Genomic DNA, 17,308 nt, shown 5'->3' with positions numbered 1-17,308 from the left:
CAATACAACGATAAAATAACTAAAAATCAATATTCATTCAAAGTCAACAATACTAACGTACATGCGATTTCAAATGGTATAGCATTCAACTCTAACAATTGATAAAATTCTGGATTTTCAGTCCCTGGATTAAACAAAACTCTCTTTGGTCTTGCCTCCACAATATAATTATAATAATCTCTTTGTCGAGTTGGATTTATATACAGCGATATTGTATCAATATTTTTAAGAGGGATCGTTTTGGTATTTATTTTAATTCCTGCAACTTCTGCGGTATTCTGTCCTATTGCCAAAACAGAATGTCCTTTAGCCACTAACATTTCGATTGCTTTATAAGCTGGTCTTTCGGGTTTTGACGTTGCCCCAATTATTAAAGTTTTTTTGTTCTTTGCCATTTCAATTTTTATGAAATACAAAAGTAAACAAAAAGCATCAAGCACTAGTCAAATAGTTTTTCATAACACGATCGAGACAAACAAAAACCACACTCACAATACACTTTTCTTATTATTTTTCACTTTTTATTAAAATAAACAATAAACTAACCGTTAATTAAACTTACCAATAAAGAAAATCGTAATTTTACGCTTCAAAAACAAAATTTAAATGGATTTATTTATCTACCTATTTGTTGCTTTATTTTCTGTTTTAAATCCTATCGGAACTGTTCCTATATTTGTAGGTTTAACACAAGGTGATTCCAAAAAAGAATGTTCAAGAATTTCGTTATGGACTTCCATAAATGTTTTTCTAATTCTTATTATATCCTTTTTTATTGGCAAATATGTTTTAATCTTTTTTGGAATTAGCATTGATTCTTTAAGAATTGCTGGAGGTTTAATCATTGTAAGTTCAGGTTTTTCTCTATTATCTGGCCAATTCAATAAAAAACGTGGAATCAATAAAAAAATAGCAAACGATGCTCAAAAAAGAAACGATATCGCTCTAACACCCTTGGCTATCCCAATGCTTGCTGGACCTGGATCCATTTCATTATTGATTGCTTTTTACCAAGAACATCACGAAACACACGAACTCATAATTGCCTCTCTGGCAATATTAGCAATTGCAATTGCAATTTTTATCATTCTAAAAAGCGCTCACTACCTCGCCCGACTTCTTGGCGCATCAGGAATTGTAGCAATTTCTAGAATTGTAGGCTTTATTGTAGTCGCAATCGGAATTCAATACATTGTTAGCGCCTTAATCAACATCATCAAAAGTAATTTTTAAATACTCAAAATACTACTTTTTTTTGAAGCAGAAAAATCAGGCAAATTTGCTATCATAGTCCTGCTATCCGTTACAATCTTTTTGTTAAAAAAAACAAAAAGGATTTTCACTTCTATCAGGGCTAAAAATTAAGATTTAAGCTTATTTGCCATCAAAAAAACGAAACACCTTTCCATAAAAAAAAACAAATCCAGAATATCTATTCTAGATTTGGTTTTCTTTTTAATTAAAAGATTAAACTAATCTTTTGGCAAAAAAATCTCAGCCATCATACAGCGAGCACTACCTCCACCACAAGCTTCAATAGTATCTAAATTAGAACTTAAAATCGTAACATGTTCTTCCAACTGAGCAATTTGCTTTTTAGTCAAACTCTGATGAGCCGAAGCACTCATCACTAAATACCTTCTATCATCAGCCCCTTTTACTTCAAGCATATTTCCTGCAAAATTATTCAATTGCTCTTCCGATATCAAAATCACTTCTTTTTCATCACCCCTAATGCTGTCCAACACCATTTTTCTTTCCTTTTTATCATCAATACAATCAGCGCAAATTACAGCAAAAGTTTCTCCAAGACACATCATTACATTAGTATGATAAATCAGTTTCCGCTCATTATTTGCTGTATGAAAAGCTTCAAAAATCACTGGAGTAAATTCGAAATCCTCACAAAACTCAATAAACAACTCTTCATCAGCTCTTGGCGACAATGCACAATATGCTTTTCCATTAGCTCTATCTAACACCAAACTTCCTGTACCTTCTAAATAAAAGCCATCTTCCTCTGCAGAAGTATAATCCATTATATTCTCGATTACAAAACCTTTATCTTCCAAAATATCCAAAATATCTTCACGTCTCTCCAAACGCCTATTCTCAGCAAACATTGGATAAAGTGCTACATCACCATTTTCATGAAAAGAAATCCAATTATTTGGAAAAATACTATCCGGTGTATCAGCATTTCCTATATCATCAACTACCGTTACATCTACCCCAACCGCCCGAAGCTTCTCAACAAAAACATCAAATTCCTGTTGCGCTCTAGCATTTACCGTTGCTGGCAAAAGACCATCTAAAACTTTTTGATAATAATTATTCACAGCCGTTTGCTCATTCATTCTAAAAGCTACAGGGCGAATCATCAAAATGGAGTTTGTTGTTTGTTTCATATTCATATTATTTATATTCAAAATCTATTGCTTAAAGTTAAACAATAAAACTCAAAACAAAGTACTAATCTCTTATTAATGGCAAAGTCGAACACCTTAACAAGCCTTCTTGTTTTGAAATTTCAGCATAAGGAACCTCTTCAACTATAAAACCATTCGCTCGCAACCATTTATTTAACCTTTTAAATTTCTTTTCAGAAACAACTACATTCGTATCGATCGAAAATACATTTGAAAACATATTATACATTTCTTGCCTTTTGATATGAAACAAATTTTCTTTTCCAAACAAATCAACTAGAAATAAATAATCCGATTCTTCCCTAAAGCCTCTCTTATAAATAATCCCCTTATCTTTCCCAACAGGCTGAAAACAACAATCCAAATGCAAAGCATTATCTCGAGCTTCAATTTTTGATTTAACCAAATCAAATTCTTTTACCTTTTTATGAGGGAATAATTCTTTAATAAAGTTCACACCCTCCATGTTGGTTCTAGCAGTAATATAACTAGCGTAATCGCTCCCTTTATAGGTTCCAATAAATACATAATCGTTCCAAAGCATTACATCTCCTCCTTCAATATGTACTTCTTTTGGAGGACGAACAACTTTAGAAGGATTCATCATATCTATTACATACTGAATAGCATCTAATTCTCTTTCGCGGTCAGGCAAAATATTTGATTTTATAAAAACATCATCAATTACAAAACCAATATCTCTTGCAAATATTTGATTATAATTTTCAATCATTTCAGGTCGAAAAACATTTACGCCGTATTTTTTGAAAACAGTATTCAAAGCTTCCATTTCAACAACCATATCAGCCTCAATTGGATAGGTATTAGCTAAAATATGCTCTAATGATTTAGGATCATAAGCTTCTTCGATTTTAGGTATTGGACCGTTATTTACTGCCGACCCTAACACTACTGTTCTTAATCTTGAAGTTTCATTTTTAACATTTAACTTTAGCATTGTTATAATTTTTGACCAAATATAAAAAAAAAGCTTCACCAAAAAGTGAAGCTTTACAAATCATTTCAAATAATTTATTATTTCGAATACTCTCTCAATGGATATCCTGTATAAACCTGTCTTGGTCTTCCAATTGGCTCTTTGTTTTCTCTCATTTCTTTCCATTGAGCAATCCATCCAGGTAATCTTCCGATAGCAAATAATACCGTGAACATATCTGTTGGGATCCCTAATGCTCTGTAAATAATTCCAGAATAGAAATCAACATTTGGATATAAATTTCTTGACTTGAAATATTCGTCTTCCAATGCCGCTTTTTCAAGTTTTTTGGCTATATCTAAAATTGGATCATTTACCCCTAAAGTCGAAAGTACATCATCTGCAGCTTTTTTAATTATTTTAGCTCTCGGATCAAAGTTTTTATAAACTCTATGACCAAATCCCATTAATCTAAAAGGATCATTTTTATCTTTAGCTTTTGCCAAATATTTATCAGCATCACCTCCATGAGCATGGATTTCTTCAAGCATTTCAAGTACAGCCTGATTTGCCCCTCCATGTAAAGGCCCCCATAAAGCCGAAACACCAGCTGCTAAAGATGCAAAAAGTCCAGCATGTGAAGACCCAACCATTCTTACAGTAGAAGTAGAACAATTTTGTTCGTGATCTGCATGAAGAATAAACAGCTTATCTAAAGCATCCGTAATAATTGGATTAGCTACGTAAGGCTCGGTTGGCAACTTAAACATCAAACTCATAAAGTTCTCAACATATCCTAATGTATTGTCATAATAATTCAAAGGATACCCCATACTTTTTCTATATGTCCAAGTAGCAATAACTAAAAATTTAGCTATAGTCTTACAAATTGCATCGTACATGTCTTTTTCGTTACCAGCATCAACGGCTTTTGGATTGAAAGCTGTCAAAGCGCTAGTCAAAGTTGACAATACCCCCATGGGATGTGCTGTTCTTGGAAAACCATCTAAAATGATTTTCATTTCCTCACTTACAAGGGTATGTTTTCTGATATCATTTTCAAATTGTTGTAATTTTTCTGTTGATGGTAATTCACCAAAAATTATTAAATAAGAAACTTCTAAAAAATGTGATTTTTCTGCAAGCTCTTCAATAGAATAACCTCTGTAACGTAAAATACCTAATTCACCATCCAAAAAAGTAATTTTACTTTTACAAGCACCTGAATTTTTGTATCCTGGATCAAGTGTAATCACACCAGACATATCACGTAATTTACTAATATCAATGGCAGTCTCATTCTCACTTCCTACAATCACAGGAAGTTCGAATTTATTACCATCGATCTCTAATATCGCTATTTTTGACATATTATTTATGGAATATAATTTAATTTATAATTTATCAAAACTAAGGAATTTCATAGTAATTTAAAAGCATAATAGATAATGAATTTGTTAAAAATTGAATAAAAAAGCCATTCGTCATAAACGAATGGCTCGATAGAATTCACAAAAAAATGTGTTATTTTATTTTGAAAGCTTTTTTACCTGGAAAATATGCTGAACCAGCCAACTCTTCTTCAATTCTTAACAATTGATTGTATTTTGCCATACGATCAGAACGAGAAGCAGAACCAGTTTTAATTTGACCACAGTTCAAAGCAACTGCTAAATCCGCAATAGTATTATCTTCAGTCTCTCCAGAACGATGAGACATTACTGAAGTATAGCCAGCATTTTTAGCCATATTAACAGCAGCAATTGTTTCTGTTAAAGTTCCAATTTGATTTACTTTAATCAAAATTGAATTAGCTATACCTTTTTCAATCCCTGTTGACAAACGCTCAACATTAGTTACAAATAAATCATCACCTACTAATTGAACTTTGTCTCCAATTTTTTCAGTTAACAATTTCCAACCATCCCAATCATTCTCATCCATTCCATCTTCAATAGAAATAATTGGATATTTAGCAGCTAATTCAGCCAAATACTCTACTTGCTCTGCTGAAGTTCTAATTTTACCAGTAGAACCTTCAAATTTAGAATAATCATATTTTCCATCAACATAAAACTCAGAAGAAGCGCAATCTAAAGCGACCATAATTTCATCACCGAAAGAATAACCAGCTTTTTCAACAGCTAATTTAATTGTATCCAAAGCATCTTCAGTACCACCAGCTAAATTTGGAGCAAAACCTCCCTCATCACCAACAGCTGTACTTAAATTTCTATCGTGTAATACTTTTTTAAGATTGTGAAAAATCTCAGTTCCCATTTGCATTGCATGAGTAAAAGAAGTTGCTTTTACAGGGAAAATCATAAATTCCTGAAATGCAATTGGAGCATCAGAGTGTGATCCTCCATTAATAATATTCATCATTGGAACAGGCAATGTATTAGCAGATACACCTCCAACATATCTATATAATGGCAATCCTAATTCGTTAGCTGCAGCTTTTGCTACCGCAAGAGAAACACCTAATATAGCATTTGCTCCTAAATTCGCTTTATTTGGCGTTCCATCTAAATCTATCATCGCTTGATCAATCAAATTTTGTTCAAAAACTGATGTCCCAACCAACTCTTCAGCGATTTTAGTATTTACATTTTCAACTGCTTTTAAAACACCTTTACCCATGAAAGATTTTCCACCATCACGTAACTCAACGGCCTCATATTTACCAGTTGATGCTCCTGAAGGAACAGCAGCTCTACCTAAAACACCATTTTCCGTTACAACATCTACTTCTACCGTAGGATTTCCTCTTGAATCAAGAATTTGTCTTGCATGAATTTTAACAATAATACTCATTATTCTTATTTTTTATGTTATTAATTTGTATTTTCTTCAAAATTAAATAAAAAAAATCATAAGTCTTCATCTATAAAACGTTATTAATTTTTTTTTATTAACGATAACGTTTTAGCCTTATACTGATTTGATATTTTCAACAAATTGATCAAATAAATAAGACGAATCATGTGGCCCTGGGCTTGCTTCTGGATGGTATTGAACAGAAAAACAATTCTTATGTTTCATTCGCATACCTGCAACAGTTCCATCATTCAAATGTAAATGTGTAATTTCTAAATCAGGATGCTGATCCAACTCTTCTTTGTTTACAGCAAAACCGTGATTTTGAGAAGTAATTTCTCCTCTTCCAGTGATGATATTTTTTACTGGATGATTAATTCCTCTATGTCCATTAAACATTTTATATGTAGAAATACCATTTGCCAAACCTATAACTTGATGACCTAAACAAATTCCAAATAATGGTTTGTCATTTTTTATTATTTCTTTAGCAACTTCAATAGCACTCTCTAAAGGTTCAGGGTCTCCAGGTCCATTAGACAAGAAATAACCATCTGGATTAAAAGATTCTAATTCAGCATAAGATGAGTCATACGGAAACACTTTAATATAGCAACCTCTTTTAGCTAAGTTTCGCAAAATGTTTTCTTTTATTCCTAAATCTAAAGCAGAAATTTTGTAAGGAGCATTTTCATCTCCATAAAAATATGGTTCTTTAGTAGAAACTTTAGAAGCCAATTCTAAACCTTCCATATCAGGAACTTCAGCTAACATAGCTTTTAAATCATCAATTGGTGTCTCATCTGTACAAATTACAGCATTCATTGCACCATTCTCACGTATATAACTTACTAACGCTCGTGTATCTACATCAGAAATACAAATCAAATTTTGCTTTGCAAAATAATCTTCTAAACTACCTGAAGAGTCAGTTCTAGAATAATTAAAACTAAAATTTTTGCAAACCAATCCAGCAATTTTTACACTACTTGATTCTACTTCCTTATCATTTACCCCATAATTTCCAATATGGGCATTTGTAGCAACCATTAATTGACCAAAATAAGATGGGTCAGTGAAAATTTCTTGATACCCAGTCATACCTGTATTAAAACAAACTTCACCAAATGTTTTCCCAGTAATTCCAATAGATTTTCCGTGGAAAATAGTTCCGTCACTTAATAAAAGAATAGCGCTTTTTCGTGTTGTATATTTCATATGTAATTTAATATTGTGCAAATTTAATTTATTAAAACAGTGAACGCAATGTTTTTTAACAATAATTCAATCAAATTAAAACCACAAACAACAGCTTAACAAAAAAAGAATAAAATGTTTTAAAAACAAACAAACTGCTTTATAACCACTTTCAATTAATTTTCACAAAAGTTTTTTTTAGACAAAAAAAAAGGATAAACTATAAATAGCTTATCCTTTAATATTATTGAATGATTATTTTCATAATTATTCAGCAGCATCAGTAGTTGGTTCTGCATCAGCAACTGGAGTTTCTTTAACAGCTTCTTCAGTCTTTTTAGCTTTACCACCACGACGGCTTTTTGCTTTTTTAACTTCTTTTTTACCTCCGTTGTAAAGCTCATTAAAATCTACTAATTCGATCATTGCCATATCAGCATTATCTCCTAAACGATTACCAACTTTAATGATACGAGTGTATCCTCCTGGACGATCACCAACTTTAGCCGCAACATCTCTGAACAAATCAGTAACAGCATATTTACTACGTAAGTAAGAAAAAACGATACGACGATTATGAGTAGTATCAGATTTTGACTTTGTTATAAGCGGCTCAACAAATTGTTTAAGCGCTTTGGCTTTAGCAACAGTAGTGTTAATACGTTTGTGCTCAATAAGAGAACAAGCCATATTAGCCAACATAGAACTTCTATGTGCAGTCTGTCTGCTTAAGTGATTAATTTTTTTTCCGTGTCTCATGACGTGCTTTTTTTAAACTTCATCTTGCTTCAATCCACTTTGGAGAGCAAAATATGAAGAATTATTCTTTATCTAATTTGTATTTTGCTAAATCCATTCCGAAAGTCAAATTCTTAATAGCAACTAGTTCATCTAGTTCAGTTAAAGATTTTTTTCCAAAATTACGAAACTTCATTAAGTCATTTTTATTGAACGATACTAAATCCCCAAGTGTATCAACTTCAGCCGCTTTCAAACAATTTAAGGCTCTAACAGAAAGATCCATATCAACTAGCTTAGTTTTAAGCAACTGTCTCATATGTAATGATTCTTCATCATATGATTCTGTCTGTGCAATTTCATCCGCCTCTAGTGTAATTCTTTCATCTGAAAACAACATGAAATGGTGAATTAAAACTTTTGCAGCTTCAGTAAGAGCATCTTTTGGATTGATTGAACCATCAGTTTTAATTTCAAAAACCAATTTTTCATAATCTGTTTTTTGCTCTACACGGAAGTTTTCGATTGCATACTTAACATTTTTTACTGGTGTAAAAATTGAATCAGTAAATATAGTTCCTATTGCAGCATTCTGTTTTTTGTTCTCTTCAGCAGGAACATAACCTCTACCTTTTTCGATTGTTAAATCAAAATTCAGTTTAATTTTACTATCTAAATTACAGATAACTAGTTCTGGATTTAGAACTTGAAAACCTGAAATAAATTTTTGAAAATCACCAGCTGTCAATTGATCCTTACCAGATACAGAAATTGTAACTGATTCATTATCGATATCTTCAATTTGACGTTTAAAACGTACTTGTTTTAGATTAAGGATAATTTCGGTAACATCCTCAACAACTCCTGAAATAGTAGAAAATTCATGATCTACACCTTCTATGCGTACAGATGTGATCGCATAACCTTCTAATGCTGAAAGCAAAACTCTTCTAAGTGCATTACCAACAGTCAATCCATAACCAGGCTCTAAAGGTCTAAATTCAAATTTACCTTCAAAATCGGTTGAATCGATCATGATAACTTTATCGGGTTTCTGAAAATTAAATATTGCCATAAATTTCGACTAAGTCAATTATTATTTGTTGTACAACTCTACGATTAATTGTTCTTTAATGTTTTCTGGAATTTGAAGTCTAGCTGGTACAGAAACAAAAGTACCTTCTTTCAAATCATTATTCCAAGTAATCCATTCATAAACATGACTTGAATTTGATAAAGAACGTTCGATTGCCTCTAAAGATTTAGATTTTTCACGAACAGCAACTTTATCACCAGGCTTAAGGTGGTAAGAAGGGATATTTACAACCTCTCCATTTACGGTAATGTGTCTGTGAGAAACGATTTGACGTGCTCCTCTTCTAGATGGAGCAATCCCCATTCTAAAAACAACATTATCAAGTCTTGCTTCACACAATTGCAATAACACTTCACCAGTAACACCTTTAGTAGCTGATGCTTTTTCAAATAAATTTCTGAATTGTTTCTCTAAAATTCCATAAGAATATTTAGCTTTTTGCTTTTCCATTAACTGAACAGCATATTCAGATTTTTTTCCTCTTTTTTTCGCCATCCCGTGTTGTCCAGGAGGGTAATTTCTTTTTTCGAAAGCTTTATCGTCTCCGAATATTGCCTCGCCAAACTTACGAGCGATTTTGGTTTTAGGACCAGTATATCTTGCCATTTTAAAAAAAATTTAAGTAGAGATTATGAATTCAGGTCTTGTCCTCCGATAATCTTTATTCTACTTCTATTATACTATAAATTGTTTGAGTACTATACTCTACGTCTTTTAGGAGGACGACATCCGTTGTGTGGCATTGGAGTAACATCAATAATTTCTGTAACTTCAATTCCACCATTATGTAAAGAACGGATAGCAGACTCTCTTCCATTACCTGGCCCTTTTACATAAACTTTAACTTTCTTAAGTCCAGCCTCAAGAGCTACTTTACTACAATCTTCTGCTGCCATTTGGGCTGCATATGGAGTATTCTTTTTAGAACCTCTGAAACCCATTTTACCAGCTGAAGACCAAGAAATAACTTCACCTTTTTTGTTAGTCAAAGAAATGATGATGTTATTGAAGGTAGCAGAAATATGAGCTTCTCCCGTTGATTCAACGATAACTTTACGTTTTTTTGCAGTTGCTTTAGCCATATTACTTATTATTTAGTTGCTTTTTTCTTGTTAGCAACAGTTTTTCTTTTACCTTTTCTTGTTCTAGAGTTATTTTTTGTTCTTTGTCCTCTTAAAGGAAGACCAGATCTGTGACGAATACCTCTATAACATCCAATATCCATTAAACGTTTGATGTTCAAAGAAACTTCAGAACGTAATTCTCCTTCAATTTTGTAAGCTGATACCGCCTCACGAATTGCTCCGATTTCGTCATCATTCCAATCTTGAACTTTTTTATCTTGGCTAACTTGAGCTTTTTCTAAAATCTCAATTGCTCTACTATTTCCTAATCCGAAGATGTAGGTAAGTGCTATAACACCTCTCTTATTTTTTGGGATATCTACCCCTGCTATTCTTGCCATAATTATCCTTGTCTTTGTTTAAATCTAGGATTCTTTTTGTTTATTACGTACAATCTCCCTTTTCTACGCACAATCTTGCACTCGGGACTTCTCTTTTTTACTGATGCTCTAACTTTCATAGTGTGAATATCCTTTAATATCTATAAGTAATTCTTGCTTTTGACAAATCGTAAGGACTCATTTCTAGTTTCACTTTATCACCTGGTAATAATTTGATATAATGCATTCGCATTTTTCCAGAAATATGAGCGATTACAACATGTCCATTTTCTAACTCTACACGGAACATTGCATTTGACAATGCTTCTATTATTGATCCGTCTTGCTCTATTGCTGATTGTTTTGCCATAAGTTAAGCTACTGCTTTTCTATTTTTACCACTTTTCATCAAACCGTCATAATGTTTGTTCAACAAGTATGAATTGATTTGTTGAATTGTATCAATTGCAACACCAACCATAATTATCAATGAAGTCCCTCCAAAAAACATAGCCCAAGATTGTTGAACATCCATAAGACTTACAACAATGGCTGGGAACACAGCTATCAAAGCAAGAAATAAAGATCCTGGAAAAGTTATTAAAGACATCACTTTATCAAGATAATCAGAAGTTTCAACACCTGGTCTAATCCCAGGAATAAAACCTCCACTTCTCTTCAAATCATCAGACATCTTGTTAGTAGGAACTGTTATTGCAGTATAAAAGAATGTAAACACTATAATTAAAGTAGCGAATACAAAATTATACCAAAAACCAAACATATCACTGAATGTTCCAACAATAGATTGTGAAGTATCTGATTTTGATAAACCAGCAACAGCAGCAGGAATAAACATTATTGCTTGTGCAAAAATAATTGGCATTACACCAGATGCATTAAGCTTTAATGGAATCCATTGTCTGTTTCCGCCCATCATATCTTGTTCAAAATCACCAGAAGTAGTACGACGAGCATACTGTACTGGTATTTTCCTTACTGCCATTACAAGCAAAACACATGATATAATTACAAGCAACCAAATGATAATTTCTATAACCAATAACATTGGTCCTCCATTATTATTAGTAACTCTTGTAGTAAATTCTTGAATAAATGCCTGAGGAAACCTAGCTAATATACCAACCATTATCAAAAGAGAGATACCATTTCCAATACCTTTATCAGTTATTTTTTCTCCCAACCACATAGCAAATATTGTACCTGTGACTAAGATTACAACTGAAGAAAATAAAAATTCGAAAGAATCAAACCCTAAAATAAAAGCTGAACTAGGTAAAGTTCTGTAAAGATTGTAGATATAAGTTGGTCCTTGTACTAAAGTAATAACAATGGTTAACCAACGAGTAATTTGATTGATTTTCTTTCTACCACTCTCTCCATCACTTTGTAGTTTTTGCAAATAAGGAATAGCAATCCCCATTAGTTGCACAACAATAGATGCAGAAATATAAGGCATAATCCCTAAAGCAAAAACAGAAGCTTTAGAAAATGCACCTCCGGTAAACATGTCTAGTATAGATCCTAATCCATTTTTTGTTTGCCCTGCCAGCCCAGTTAATTGAGTTGCATCAATTCCTGGAAGCGTAACATGAGCTCCAAAACGATAAACTAAAAGCAGACCTAAAGTAATTAATATTCTATTCTTTAGTTCTTCTATTTTCCAAACATTACTTATTGATTCAATAAATTTCTTCATCTTAATTGCAGGAATTACATGATTACAGCTTCTCCACCAGCAGCTTCAATAGCAGCTTTTGCAGTTGCAGTAAATTTGTGAGCAGTTACTTTTAATTTTGCTTTCAATTCTCCTCTACCTAAAATCTTAACGATTTCATTTTTAGTAGCAAGACGATTAGCTACATAGACTGTCATATCAACAGTATCAGTAATTACTCCATTATCAACTAACAATTGAAGAGTATCAAGATTAATCCCTTCGTATTCTTTACGATTAACGTTTGTAAAACCAAACTTAGGTACACGTCTTTGAAGCGGCATTTGACCACCTTCAAAACCAATCTTTTTCGAATAACCAGAACGAGATTTGGCTCCTTTGTGTCCGCGTGCAGCAGTACCACCTTTTCCAGAACCTTCACCTCTACCTAATCTTTTGTTTTGATTGTGAGTAGAACCTTCAGCAGGTTGTAAGTTACTTAAATTCATAACAGTATTTGTTATTTAGCTTCCTCAACAGAAACTAAGTGTTTAACTTTATTTATCATCCCAAGGATAGCAGGATTTGAATCATGCTCTACAACTTGTCCTAATTTACGTAGGCCTAAAGCTTCCAAACCTCTTTTTTGAGTAAGAGGACAGTTGATTTTGCTTCGTACTTGTTTTACTAATAATTTAGCCATAATTTCCTTGAATTAACCTTTAAAAACTTTCTCTAAAGAAACACCTCTTTGTTTTGCAACAGTATGAGCGCTTCTCATTTGTAATAAAGCATCAAAAGTTGCTTTCACTACGTTGTGAGGATTTGAAGATCCTTGTGATTTTGATAATACATCGTGAATACCTACCGATTCAAGAACTGAACGAACAGCTCCACCAGCAATTACTCCTGTTCCATGAGAAGCAGGAATTAAAAATACACGTGCACCACCAAATTTACCTTTTTGTTCGTGAGGAACTGATTGTCCGTTCAAAGGAATTTTTACTAAATTTTTCTTCGCATCTTCTACTGCTTTCGCAATTGCTTCAGAAACATCTTTAGATTTTCCTAATCCGTGTCCAACTACTCCATTTTCATCACCTACAACTACAATAGCAGAAAAACCAAAAGCTCTTCCTCCTTTTGTAACCTTAGTAACACGATTTACACTTACCAAACGATCTTTTAATTCAAGACCACTAGGTTTTACTAACTCTATATTCTTGTATTTATTAGACATAATATATTAGAATTTAAGTCCAGCCGCTCTTGCGCCTTCCGCTAATGATTTAATACGACCGTGGTATAAATAACCTCCTCTATCGAAAGTAACCTCAGTTATACCCGCTTTTAAAGCTTTTTCAGCTGCAAGTTTTCCAACAGCAGAAGCCACTTCAATGTTCGTACCCTTTCCTATTTCTTTTTCTCTTGAAGAAGCAGCTAACAAAGTAACTCCATTCACATCATCAATTAATTGAGCGTAAATTTCATTATTACTTCTAAAAACAGATAGCCTCGGCTTAGCAGCTGTACCACTAATCGTTTTTCTAATTCTGAATCTAATACGTTGTCTTCTTTCAGGTTTTGTTAATGACATAATCTTATTTTTTAAGCTGATTTACCTGCTTTTCTTCTTAATACTTCACCTACAAATTTAACACCTTTTCCTTTATAAGGCTCTGGCTTACGGAAACCTCTTATTTTCGCAGCTACTTGACCTAAAAGTTGTTTGTCAAATGATGTTAATTTTACGATTGGATTCTTTCCTTTTTCAGAAATAGTTTCCAATTTTACTTCTGGAGCAATTTCTAAAATAATATTGTGAGAAAATCCAAGAGCTAAATCTAATTTTTGTCCTTGATTTGAAGCTCTATAACCAACTCCAACCAATTCTAATTCTTTAGTGAACCCTTCTGTTACACCAGTAATCATATTATTGATTAAAGCTCTGTATAAACCATGTTTTGCTCTTTGATCTTTATAGTCAGAAGATCTTTCTACTAAAACTTGATCTCCTTCAACTCTAACAGTAACGTCTGAAAACTCCTGAGATAGTTGACCATTTTTTCCTTTTACAGTAATTACACCACCATCAATTGTAATCTCTACACCTGCTGGTATTGTTACTGGGCTTTTACCTATTCTTGACATCTTATATAGTCTTTAAAATTAGTATACGTAACAAATTACTTCTCCACCTACATTTAATTGCTTAGCTTGTTTCCCAGTCATAAGACCTTTTGAAGTTGAAACAATAGCAATTCCTAATCCATTAAGGATTCTTGGTAATTTTGAAGCACCTGCATACTTACGCAAACCAGGTTTACTAATTCTTTGAATATCTTTAATAACCGACTCTTTCGTATCTTTATCATACTTCAAAGCGATTTTTATTGAACCCTGAACTGTGTTCTGTTCAAACTTGTAACTTAAGATATAACCTTGATCAAATAAGATCTTTGTTATCTCTTTTTTTAGATTAGATGCAGGAATTTCGACAACTTTGTGGTTTGCAGCCACAGCGTTTCGAACTCTCGTCAAATAATCTGCAATTGGATCTGTATACATATGTATAAAATTGCGGTTTTGGTTTTCTTGTCGGACCTTCCGAAAGAACCTGAAACCATTAAACTTACTAAATTAATCAACAGATAGTTGTCAATTTACCGACAAAAATCCGGCAAACTTACAACTATCTGTTGAAATATCAAAATCGGAAATAATTATTTTACCAGCTTGCCTTTTTAACACCTGGAATTAGTCCATTATTAGCCATCTCACGGAAAGTTACACGTGAAATACCGAATTGACGCATATACCCTCTAGGTCTTCCTGTTAATTTGCAACGATTATGCATACGTACAGGTGAAGCATTCTTCGGTAATTTTTGTAAGCCTACGTAATCTCCAGCTTCCAATAAAGCTTTTCTTTTCTCAGCGTACTTAGCTACCGTTTTTTCTCTTTTAACCTCACGGGCTTTCATTGATTCTTTAGCCATATCTTAATTCTTTTTAAAAGGTAAACCTAATTCAGCCAACAATGACTTTGCTTCTTTATCTGTATTTGCAGTAGTAACAAAAGTGATGTCCATTCCAGATATTTTATTAACCTTATCAATGTCAATTTCTGGAAAAATGATTTGCTCTAAAACACCTAAATTATAATTTCCTCTACCGTCAAAACCAGTCGCTTTAATACCACCGAAATCTCTAACACGTGGTAACGCAGAAGTAATAAGTCTGTCTAAAAATTCATACATTCTCTCACCTCGCAAAGTAACTTTTGCTCCAATAGGCATTCCTTTTCTCAATTTGAAAGACGCTACGTCTTTCTTAGAGATAGTAGCTACCGCTTTTTGTCCAGTAATCTTAGTTAATTCATCAACCGCATAGTCAATCAATTTTTTATCAGATACTGCTGCACCAACTCCCTTACTCAAAACGATCTTTTCCAATTTAGGAACTTGCATCACGTTTGTGTAACCGAATTCTTCTTTAAGAGCAGAGATAACTCTACTCTTATATTCTTCTTTTAGTCTAGGTATATATGCCATTACTATAGTACTTGATTAGATTTTTTTGAAAATCTTACTTTCTTATCTCCTTCAACTCTAATACCTACTCTTGTTGACTCCTTAGTTTTAGGATCAATAAGAGAAATGTTTGATATTTGAATAGAAGCTTCTTTTTTTACAATACCACCTTGAGGGTTTTTTGCACTTGGTTTTGTATGTTTAGAAACCAAATTCACACCTTCAACAATTGCTTTGTTTTTTTCACGGTAAACACGCAAAACTTTACCTTCAGCACCTTTATGGTCTCCAGCAATTACTCTTACGATATCTCCTGATTTAATTTTTAGCTTTATCATCTTAGAAACGAATTAAAGCACTTCTGGTGCTAATGATACAATTTTCATGAATTGTTTTTCACGAAGTTCTCTTGCAACCGGACCAAAAACACGAGTTCCTCTCATTTCACCTGCTGCATTCAAAAGAACACAAGCATTGTCATCGAAACGGATATAAGAACCATCAGCTCTTCTCACTTCTTTTTTGGTACGTACAACAACTGCAGTTGAAACAGCACCTTTTTTAACGTTTCCGTTTGGTGTTGCGTCTTTAATAGATACTACAATCTTGTCTCCAACAGAGGCATACCTTCTTTTGGTACCTCCTAAAACACGGATAGTTAAAACTTCTTTAGCTCCTGTGTTATCTGCTACTTTTAGTCTTGATTCTTGTTGTACCATAATTATTTAGCTCTTTCTAGGATTTCAACTAATCTCCAACATTTTGTTTTACTTAAAGGGCGCGTTTCGCTAATTCTTACAGTATCACCAATGTTACAGTCATTTGTTTCGTCATGTGCCACAAATTTCTTTGTTTTCAACACGAACTTACCATATAATGGGTGTTTTACTCTAGTTACTTGTGCAACCACAATGGATTTATCCATTTTATTCGAAGTAACAACCCCAATTCTTTCTTTTCTTAAATTTCTTTTTTCTTCCATCTTTCAGCAGAATACAATTATTGTAACTCTCTTTTAGTAAGTTCCGTAGCTAATCTAGCAACTGTTCTTCTTACACTTCTAATTTGAAGTGGATTCTCAATTGGAGAAATAGCATGAGCCATTTTTAGATCGGCATAAACCTTCTTAGTTTGGCTAAGTTTTTCTTGCAACTCCGCTGCAGAAAGATCTTTTATTTCTGATTGTTTCATAATATAATATAGATTATGCTTCGAAATCTCTAGCAATTACGAACTTAGTTTTTACTGGAAGTTTTTGAGCTGCAAGACGCAATGCTTCTTTTGCAACAGACAATGGTACACCTCCAACCTCAAACATAATTCTTCCGGGTTTAACAACGGCAGCCCAATATTCAACGGCTCCTTTACCTTTACCCATACGTACCTCAAGAGGTTTCTTAGTGATAGGTTTGTCTGGAAATATTTTAATCCATAATT

28 protein-coding genes are annotated in these 17,308 nt (G+C 33.0%); 1 reads left to right on the top strand and 27 read right to left on the bottom strand.

Annotated features, from left to right (window positions below; all coding sequences use genetic code 11):
- Positions 1 to 26: 26 nt before the first annotated feature.
- Complete coding sequence (locus ABEB18_RS11425) at positions 27 to 395, bottom strand: CoA-binding protein (protein WP_348799431.1); 369 nt, start codon at positions 393 to 395, stop codon at positions 27 to 29.
- A gap of 211 nt (positions 396 to 606) precedes the next feature.
- Here ABEB18_RS11425 and ABEB18_RS11420 point away from each other — a divergent pair, with 211 nt between their 5' ends.
- Positions 607 to 1,233, top strand: coding sequence for a MarC family NAAT transporter (locus tag ABEB18_RS11420; protein WP_348799430.1), 627 nt, complete (start codon positions 607 to 609; stop codon positions 1,231 to 1,233).
- A 239-nt stretch (positions 1,234 to 1,472) separates the two neighbouring features.
- On the opposite strand, the gene ctlX is transcribed toward ABEB18_RS11420, so the two are convergent.
- The 26 genes from ctlX to rplP all read right to left on the bottom strand — a co-directional run.
- Positions 1,473 to 2,408, bottom strand: a complete 936-nt coding sequence (gene ctlX, locus ABEB18_RS11415) for a citrulline utilization hydrolase CtlX (RefSeq protein WP_348799429.1) — start codon at positions 2,406 to 2,408, stop codon at positions 1,473 to 1,475.
- Between the two features lie 64 nt (positions 2,409 to 2,472).
- Positions 2,473 to 3,387, bottom strand: coding sequence for a dimethylarginine dimethylaminohydrolase family protein (locus ABEB18_RS11410; RefSeq protein WP_348799428.1), 915 nt, complete (start codon positions 3,385 to 3,387; stop codon positions 2,473 to 2,475).
- 77 nt (positions 3,388 to 3,464) lie between these two features.
- Positions 3,465 to 4,736, bottom strand: coding sequence for a citrate synthase (locus ABEB18_RS11405; protein ID WP_348799427.1), 1,272 nt, complete (start codon positions 4,734 to 4,736; stop codon positions 3,465 to 3,467).
- A 154-nt stretch (positions 4,737 to 4,890) separates the two neighbouring features.
- Entirely contained in the window at positions 4,891 to 6,183 is a 1,293-nt protein-coding gene (eno, locus tag ABEB18_RS11400; protein ID WP_348799426.1) for a phosphopyruvate hydratase, read from the bottom strand.
- A gap of 117 nt (positions 6,184 to 6,300) precedes the next feature.
- Positions 6,301 to 7,404, bottom strand: coding sequence for a glutamine-hydrolyzing carbamoyl-phosphate synthase small subunit (carA, locus tag ABEB18_RS11395; RefSeq protein WP_348799425.1), 1,104 nt, complete (start codon positions 7,402 to 7,404; stop codon positions 6,301 to 6,303).
- A gap of 246 nt (positions 7,405 to 7,650) precedes the next feature.
- Positions 7,651 to 8,142, bottom strand: coding sequence for a 50S ribosomal protein L17 (gene rplQ, locus ABEB18_RS11390; protein ID WP_348799424.1), 492 nt, complete (start codon positions 8,140 to 8,142; stop codon positions 7,651 to 7,653).
- 61 nt (positions 8,143 to 8,203) lie between these two features.
- On the bottom strand, positions 8,204 to 9,196 hold the full coding sequence (locus ABEB18_RS11385; protein WP_035637337.1) for a DNA-directed RNA polymerase subunit alpha: 993 nt from the start codon (positions 9,194 to 9,196) through the stop codon (positions 8,204 to 8,206).
- Between the two features lie 21 nt (positions 9,197 to 9,217).
- Complete coding sequence (gene rpsD, locus ABEB18_RS11380; protein WP_035637335.1) at positions 9,218 to 9,823, bottom strand: 30S ribosomal protein S4; 606 nt, start codon at positions 9,821 to 9,823, stop codon at positions 9,218 to 9,220.
- A 92-nt stretch (positions 9,824 to 9,915) separates the two neighbouring features.
- Positions 9,916 to 10,299 (bottom strand): 30S ribosomal protein S11, encoded by a 384-nt coding sequence (gene rpsK, locus ABEB18_RS11375; protein WP_024981527.1) that lies wholly within the window; start codon positions 10,297 to 10,299, stop codon positions 9,916 to 9,918.
- 8 nt (positions 10,300 to 10,307) lie between these two features.
- Positions 10,308 to 10,682 (bottom strand): 30S ribosomal protein S13, encoded by a 375-nt coding sequence (gene rpsM / locus ABEB18_RS11370; protein WP_219316794.1) that lies wholly within the window; start codon positions 10,680 to 10,682, stop codon positions 10,308 to 10,310.
- A 2-nt stretch (positions 10,683 to 10,684) separates the two neighbouring features.
- Positions 10,685 to 10,801, bottom strand: coding sequence for a type B 50S ribosomal protein L36 (ykgO, locus tag ABEB18_RS11365; RefSeq protein ID WP_008992256.1), 117 nt, complete (start codon positions 10,799 to 10,801; stop codon positions 10,685 to 10,687).
- A gap of 14 nt (positions 10,802 to 10,815) precedes the next feature.
- Positions 10,816 to 11,031 (bottom strand): translation initiation factor IF-1, encoded by a 216-nt coding sequence (gene infA, locus ABEB18_RS11360; protein WP_026714631.1) that lies wholly within the window; start codon positions 11,029 to 11,031, stop codon positions 10,816 to 10,818.
- 3 nt (positions 11,032 to 11,034) lie between these two features.
- The gene (gene secY / locus ABEB18_RS11355; RefSeq protein WP_348799423.1) at positions 11,035 to 12,381 is read right to left on the bottom strand and encodes a preprotein translocase subunit SecY; all 1,347 of its coding nucleotides are present in this window, start codon (positions 12,379 to 12,381) and stop codon (positions 11,035 to 11,037) included.
- Positions 12,382 to 12,395: 14 nt separating this feature from the next.
- A complete protein-coding gene (gene rplO, locus ABEB18_RS11350; protein WP_348799422.1) occupies positions 12,396 to 12,848 on the bottom strand; it encodes a 50S ribosomal protein L15 in 453 nt (150 codons plus the stop codon).
- An 11-nt stretch (positions 12,849 to 12,859) separates the two neighbouring features.
- The gene (gene rpmD, locus ABEB18_RS11345; RefSeq protein ID WP_348799421.1) at positions 12,860 to 13,042 is read right to left on the bottom strand and encodes a 50S ribosomal protein L30; all 183 of its coding nucleotides are present in this window, start codon (positions 13,040 to 13,042) and stop codon (positions 12,860 to 12,862) included.
- A gap of 12 nt (positions 13,043 to 13,054) precedes the next feature.
- Complete coding sequence (gene rpsE / locus ABEB18_RS11340) at positions 13,055 to 13,579, bottom strand: 30S ribosomal protein S5 (RefSeq protein WP_348799420.1); 525 nt, start codon at positions 13,577 to 13,579, stop codon at positions 13,055 to 13,057.
- A 6-nt stretch (positions 13,580 to 13,585) separates the two neighbouring features.
- On the bottom strand, positions 13,586 to 13,936 hold the full coding sequence (gene rplR, locus ABEB18_RS11335; protein WP_348799419.1) for a 50S ribosomal protein L18: 351 nt from the start codon (positions 13,934 to 13,936) through the stop codon (positions 13,586 to 13,588).
- Between the two features lie 11 nt (positions 13,937 to 13,947).
- A complete protein-coding gene (gene rplF, locus ABEB18_RS11330; protein WP_348799418.1) occupies positions 13,948 to 14,490 on the bottom strand; it encodes a 50S ribosomal protein L6 in 543 nt (180 codons plus the stop codon).
- Positions 14,491 to 14,508: 18 nt separating this feature from the next.
- The gene (gene rpsH, locus ABEB18_RS11325; protein WP_348799417.1) at positions 14,509 to 14,907 is read right to left on the bottom strand and encodes a 30S ribosomal protein S8; all 399 of its coding nucleotides are present in this window, start codon (positions 14,905 to 14,907) and stop codon (positions 14,509 to 14,511) included.
- Positions 14,908 to 15,067: 160 nt separating this feature from the next.
- Entirely contained in the window at positions 15,068 to 15,337 is a 270-nt protein-coding gene (rpsN, locus tag ABEB18_RS11320; RefSeq protein WP_348799416.1) for a 30S ribosomal protein S14, read from the bottom strand.
- A gap of 3 nt (positions 15,338 to 15,340) precedes the next feature.
- Positions 15,341 to 15,892, bottom strand: a complete 552-nt coding sequence (gene rplE / locus ABEB18_RS11315) for a 50S ribosomal protein L5 (RefSeq protein WP_348799415.1) — start codon at positions 15,890 to 15,892, stop codon at positions 15,341 to 15,343.
- Between the two features lie 2 nt (positions 15,893 to 15,894).
- Positions 15,895 to 16,209 carry a 50S ribosomal protein L24 gene (rplX, locus tag ABEB18_RS11310; protein WP_348799414.1) on the bottom strand — a complete coding sequence of 105 codons (315 nt, stop codon included), beginning with the start codon at positions 16,207 to 16,209 and terminating at the stop codon, positions 15,895 to 15,897.
- Positions 16,210 to 16,221: 12 nt separating this feature from the next.
- Positions 16,222 to 16,590: a 50S ribosomal protein L14 gene (gene rplN / locus ABEB18_RS11305; RefSeq protein WP_007803649.1), complete on the bottom strand. Its 369-nt coding sequence runs from the start codon at positions 16,588 to 16,590 to the stop codon at positions 16,222 to 16,224.
- Between the two features lie 2 nt (positions 16,591 to 16,592).
- Positions 16,593 to 16,853 carry a 30S ribosomal protein S17 gene (rpsQ, locus tag ABEB18_RS11300; protein ID WP_348799413.1) on the bottom strand — a complete coding sequence of 87 codons (261 nt, stop codon included), beginning with the start codon at positions 16,851 to 16,853 and terminating at the stop codon, positions 16,593 to 16,595.
- A gap of 17 nt (positions 16,854 to 16,870) precedes the next feature.
- The gene (gene rpmC / locus ABEB18_RS11295; protein ID WP_031456038.1) at positions 16,871 to 17,062 is read right to left on the bottom strand and encodes a 50S ribosomal protein L29; all 192 of its coding nucleotides are present in this window, start codon (positions 17,060 to 17,062) and stop codon (positions 16,871 to 16,873) included.
- A 13-nt stretch (positions 17,063 to 17,075) separates the two neighbouring features.
- On the bottom strand, positions 17,076 to 17,308 hold a 233-nt coding region (gene rplP / locus ABEB18_RS11290), incomplete at its 5' end, for a 50S ribosomal protein L16 (RefSeq protein WP_348799412.1).

It is taken from the genome of Flavobacterium adhaerens (assembly GCF_040045115.1).
Taxonomy (GTDB): Bacteria; Bacteroidota; Bacteroidia; order Flavobacteriales; family Flavobacteriaceae; genus Flavobacterium; species Flavobacterium adhaerens.
This window is presented reverse-complemented; position numbering and strand designations above follow the sequence as displayed.

Bases quoted from the DNA above. Each gene is read 5' to 3' on its own strand.
- ABEB18_RS11425 (WP_348799431.1), bottom strand. From the start codon at position 395: ATGGCAAAGAACAAAAAAACTTTAATAATTGGGGCAACGTCAAAACCC.
- ABEB18_RS11420 (WP_348799430.1), top strand. From the start codon at position 607: ATGGATTTATTTATCTACCTATTTGTTGCTTTATTTTCTGTTTTAAAT.
- ctlX (WP_348799429.1), bottom strand. From the start codon at position 2,408: ATGAAACAAACAACAAACTCCATTTTGATGATTCGCCCTGTAGCTTTT.
- ABEB18_RS11410 (WP_348799428.1), bottom strand. From the start codon at position 3,387: ATGCTAAAGTTAAATGTTAAAAATGAAACTTCAAGATTAAGAACAGTA.
- ABEB18_RS11405 (WP_348799427.1), bottom strand. From the start codon at position 4,736: ATGTCAAAAATAGCGATATTAGAGATCGATGGTAATAAATTCGAACTT.
- eno (WP_348799426.1), bottom strand. From the start codon at position 6,183: ATGAGTATTATTGTTAAAATTCATGCAAGACAAATTCTTGATTCAAGA.
- carA (WP_348799425.1), bottom strand. From the start codon at position 7,404: ATGAAATATACAACACGAAAAAGCGCTATTCTTTTATTAAGTGACGGA.
- rplQ (WP_348799424.1), bottom strand. From the start codon at position 8,142: ATGAGACACGGAAAAAAAATTAATCACTTAAGCAGACAGACTGCACAT.
- ABEB18_RS11385 (WP_035637337.1), bottom strand. From the start codon at position 9,196: ATGGCAATATTTAATTTTCAGAAACCCGATAAAGTTATCATGATCGAT.
- rpsD (WP_035637335.1), bottom strand. From the start codon at position 9,823: ATGGCAAGATATACTGGTCCTAAAACCAAAATCGCTCGTAAGTTTGGC.
- rpsK (WP_024981527.1), bottom strand. From the start codon at position 10,299: ATGGCTAAAGCAACTGCAAAAAAACGTAAAGTTATCGTTGAATCAACG.
- rpsM (WP_219316794.1), bottom strand. From the start codon at position 10,682: ATGGCAAGAATAGCAGGGGTAGATATCCCAAAAAATAAGAGAGGTGTT.
- ykgO (WP_008992256.1), bottom strand. From the start codon at position 10,801: ATGAAAGTTAGAGCATCAGTAAAAAAGAGAAGTCCCGAGTGCAAGATT.
- infA (WP_026714631.1), bottom strand. From the start codon at position 11,031: ATGGCAAAACAATCAGCAATAGAGCAAGACGGATCAATAATAGAAGCA.
- secY (WP_348799423.1), bottom strand. From the start codon at position 12,381: ATGAAGAAATTTATTGAATCAATAAGTAATGTTTGGAAAATAGAAGAA.
- rplO (WP_348799422.1), bottom strand. From the start codon at position 12,848: ATGAATTTAAGTAACTTACAACCTGCTGAAGGTTCTACTCACAATCAA.
- rpmD (WP_348799421.1), bottom strand. From the start codon at position 13,042: ATGGCTAAATTATTAGTAAAACAAGTACGAAGCAAAATCAACTGTCCT.
- rpsE (WP_348799420.1), bottom strand. From the start codon at position 13,579: ATGTCTAATAAATACAAGAATATAGAGTTAGTAAAACCTAGTGGTCTT.
- rplR (WP_348799419.1), bottom strand. From the start codon at position 13,936: ATGTCATTAACAAAACCTGAAAGAAGACAACGTATTAGATTCAGAATT.
- rplF (WP_348799418.1), bottom strand. From the start codon at position 14,490: ATGTCAAGAATAGGTAAAAGCCCAGTAACAATACCAGCAGGTGTAGAG.
- rpsH (WP_348799417.1), bottom strand. From the start codon at position 14,907: ATGTATACAGATCCAATTGCAGATTATTTGACGAGAGTTCGAAACGCT.
- rpsN (WP_348799416.1), bottom strand. From the start codon at position 15,337: ATGGCTAAAGAATCAATGAAAGCCCGTGAGGTTAAAAGAGAAAAAACG.
- rplE (WP_348799415.1), bottom strand. From the start codon at position 15,892: ATGGCATATATACCTAGACTAAAAGAAGAATATAAGAGTAGAGTTATC.
- rplX (WP_348799414.1), bottom strand. From the start codon at position 16,209: ATGATAAAGCTAAAAATTAAATCAGGAGATATCGTAAGAGTAATTGCT.
- rplN (WP_007803649.1), bottom strand. From the start codon at position 16,590: ATGGTACAACAAGAATCAAGACTAAAAGTAGCAGATAACACAGGAGCT.
- rpsQ (WP_348799413.1), bottom strand. From the start codon at position 16,853: ATGGAAGAAAAAAGAAATTTAAGAAAAGAAAGAATTGGGGTTGTTACT.
- rpmC (WP_031456038.1), bottom strand. From the start codon at position 17,062: ATGAAACAATCAGAAATAAAAGATCTTTCTGCAGCGGAGTTGCAAGAA.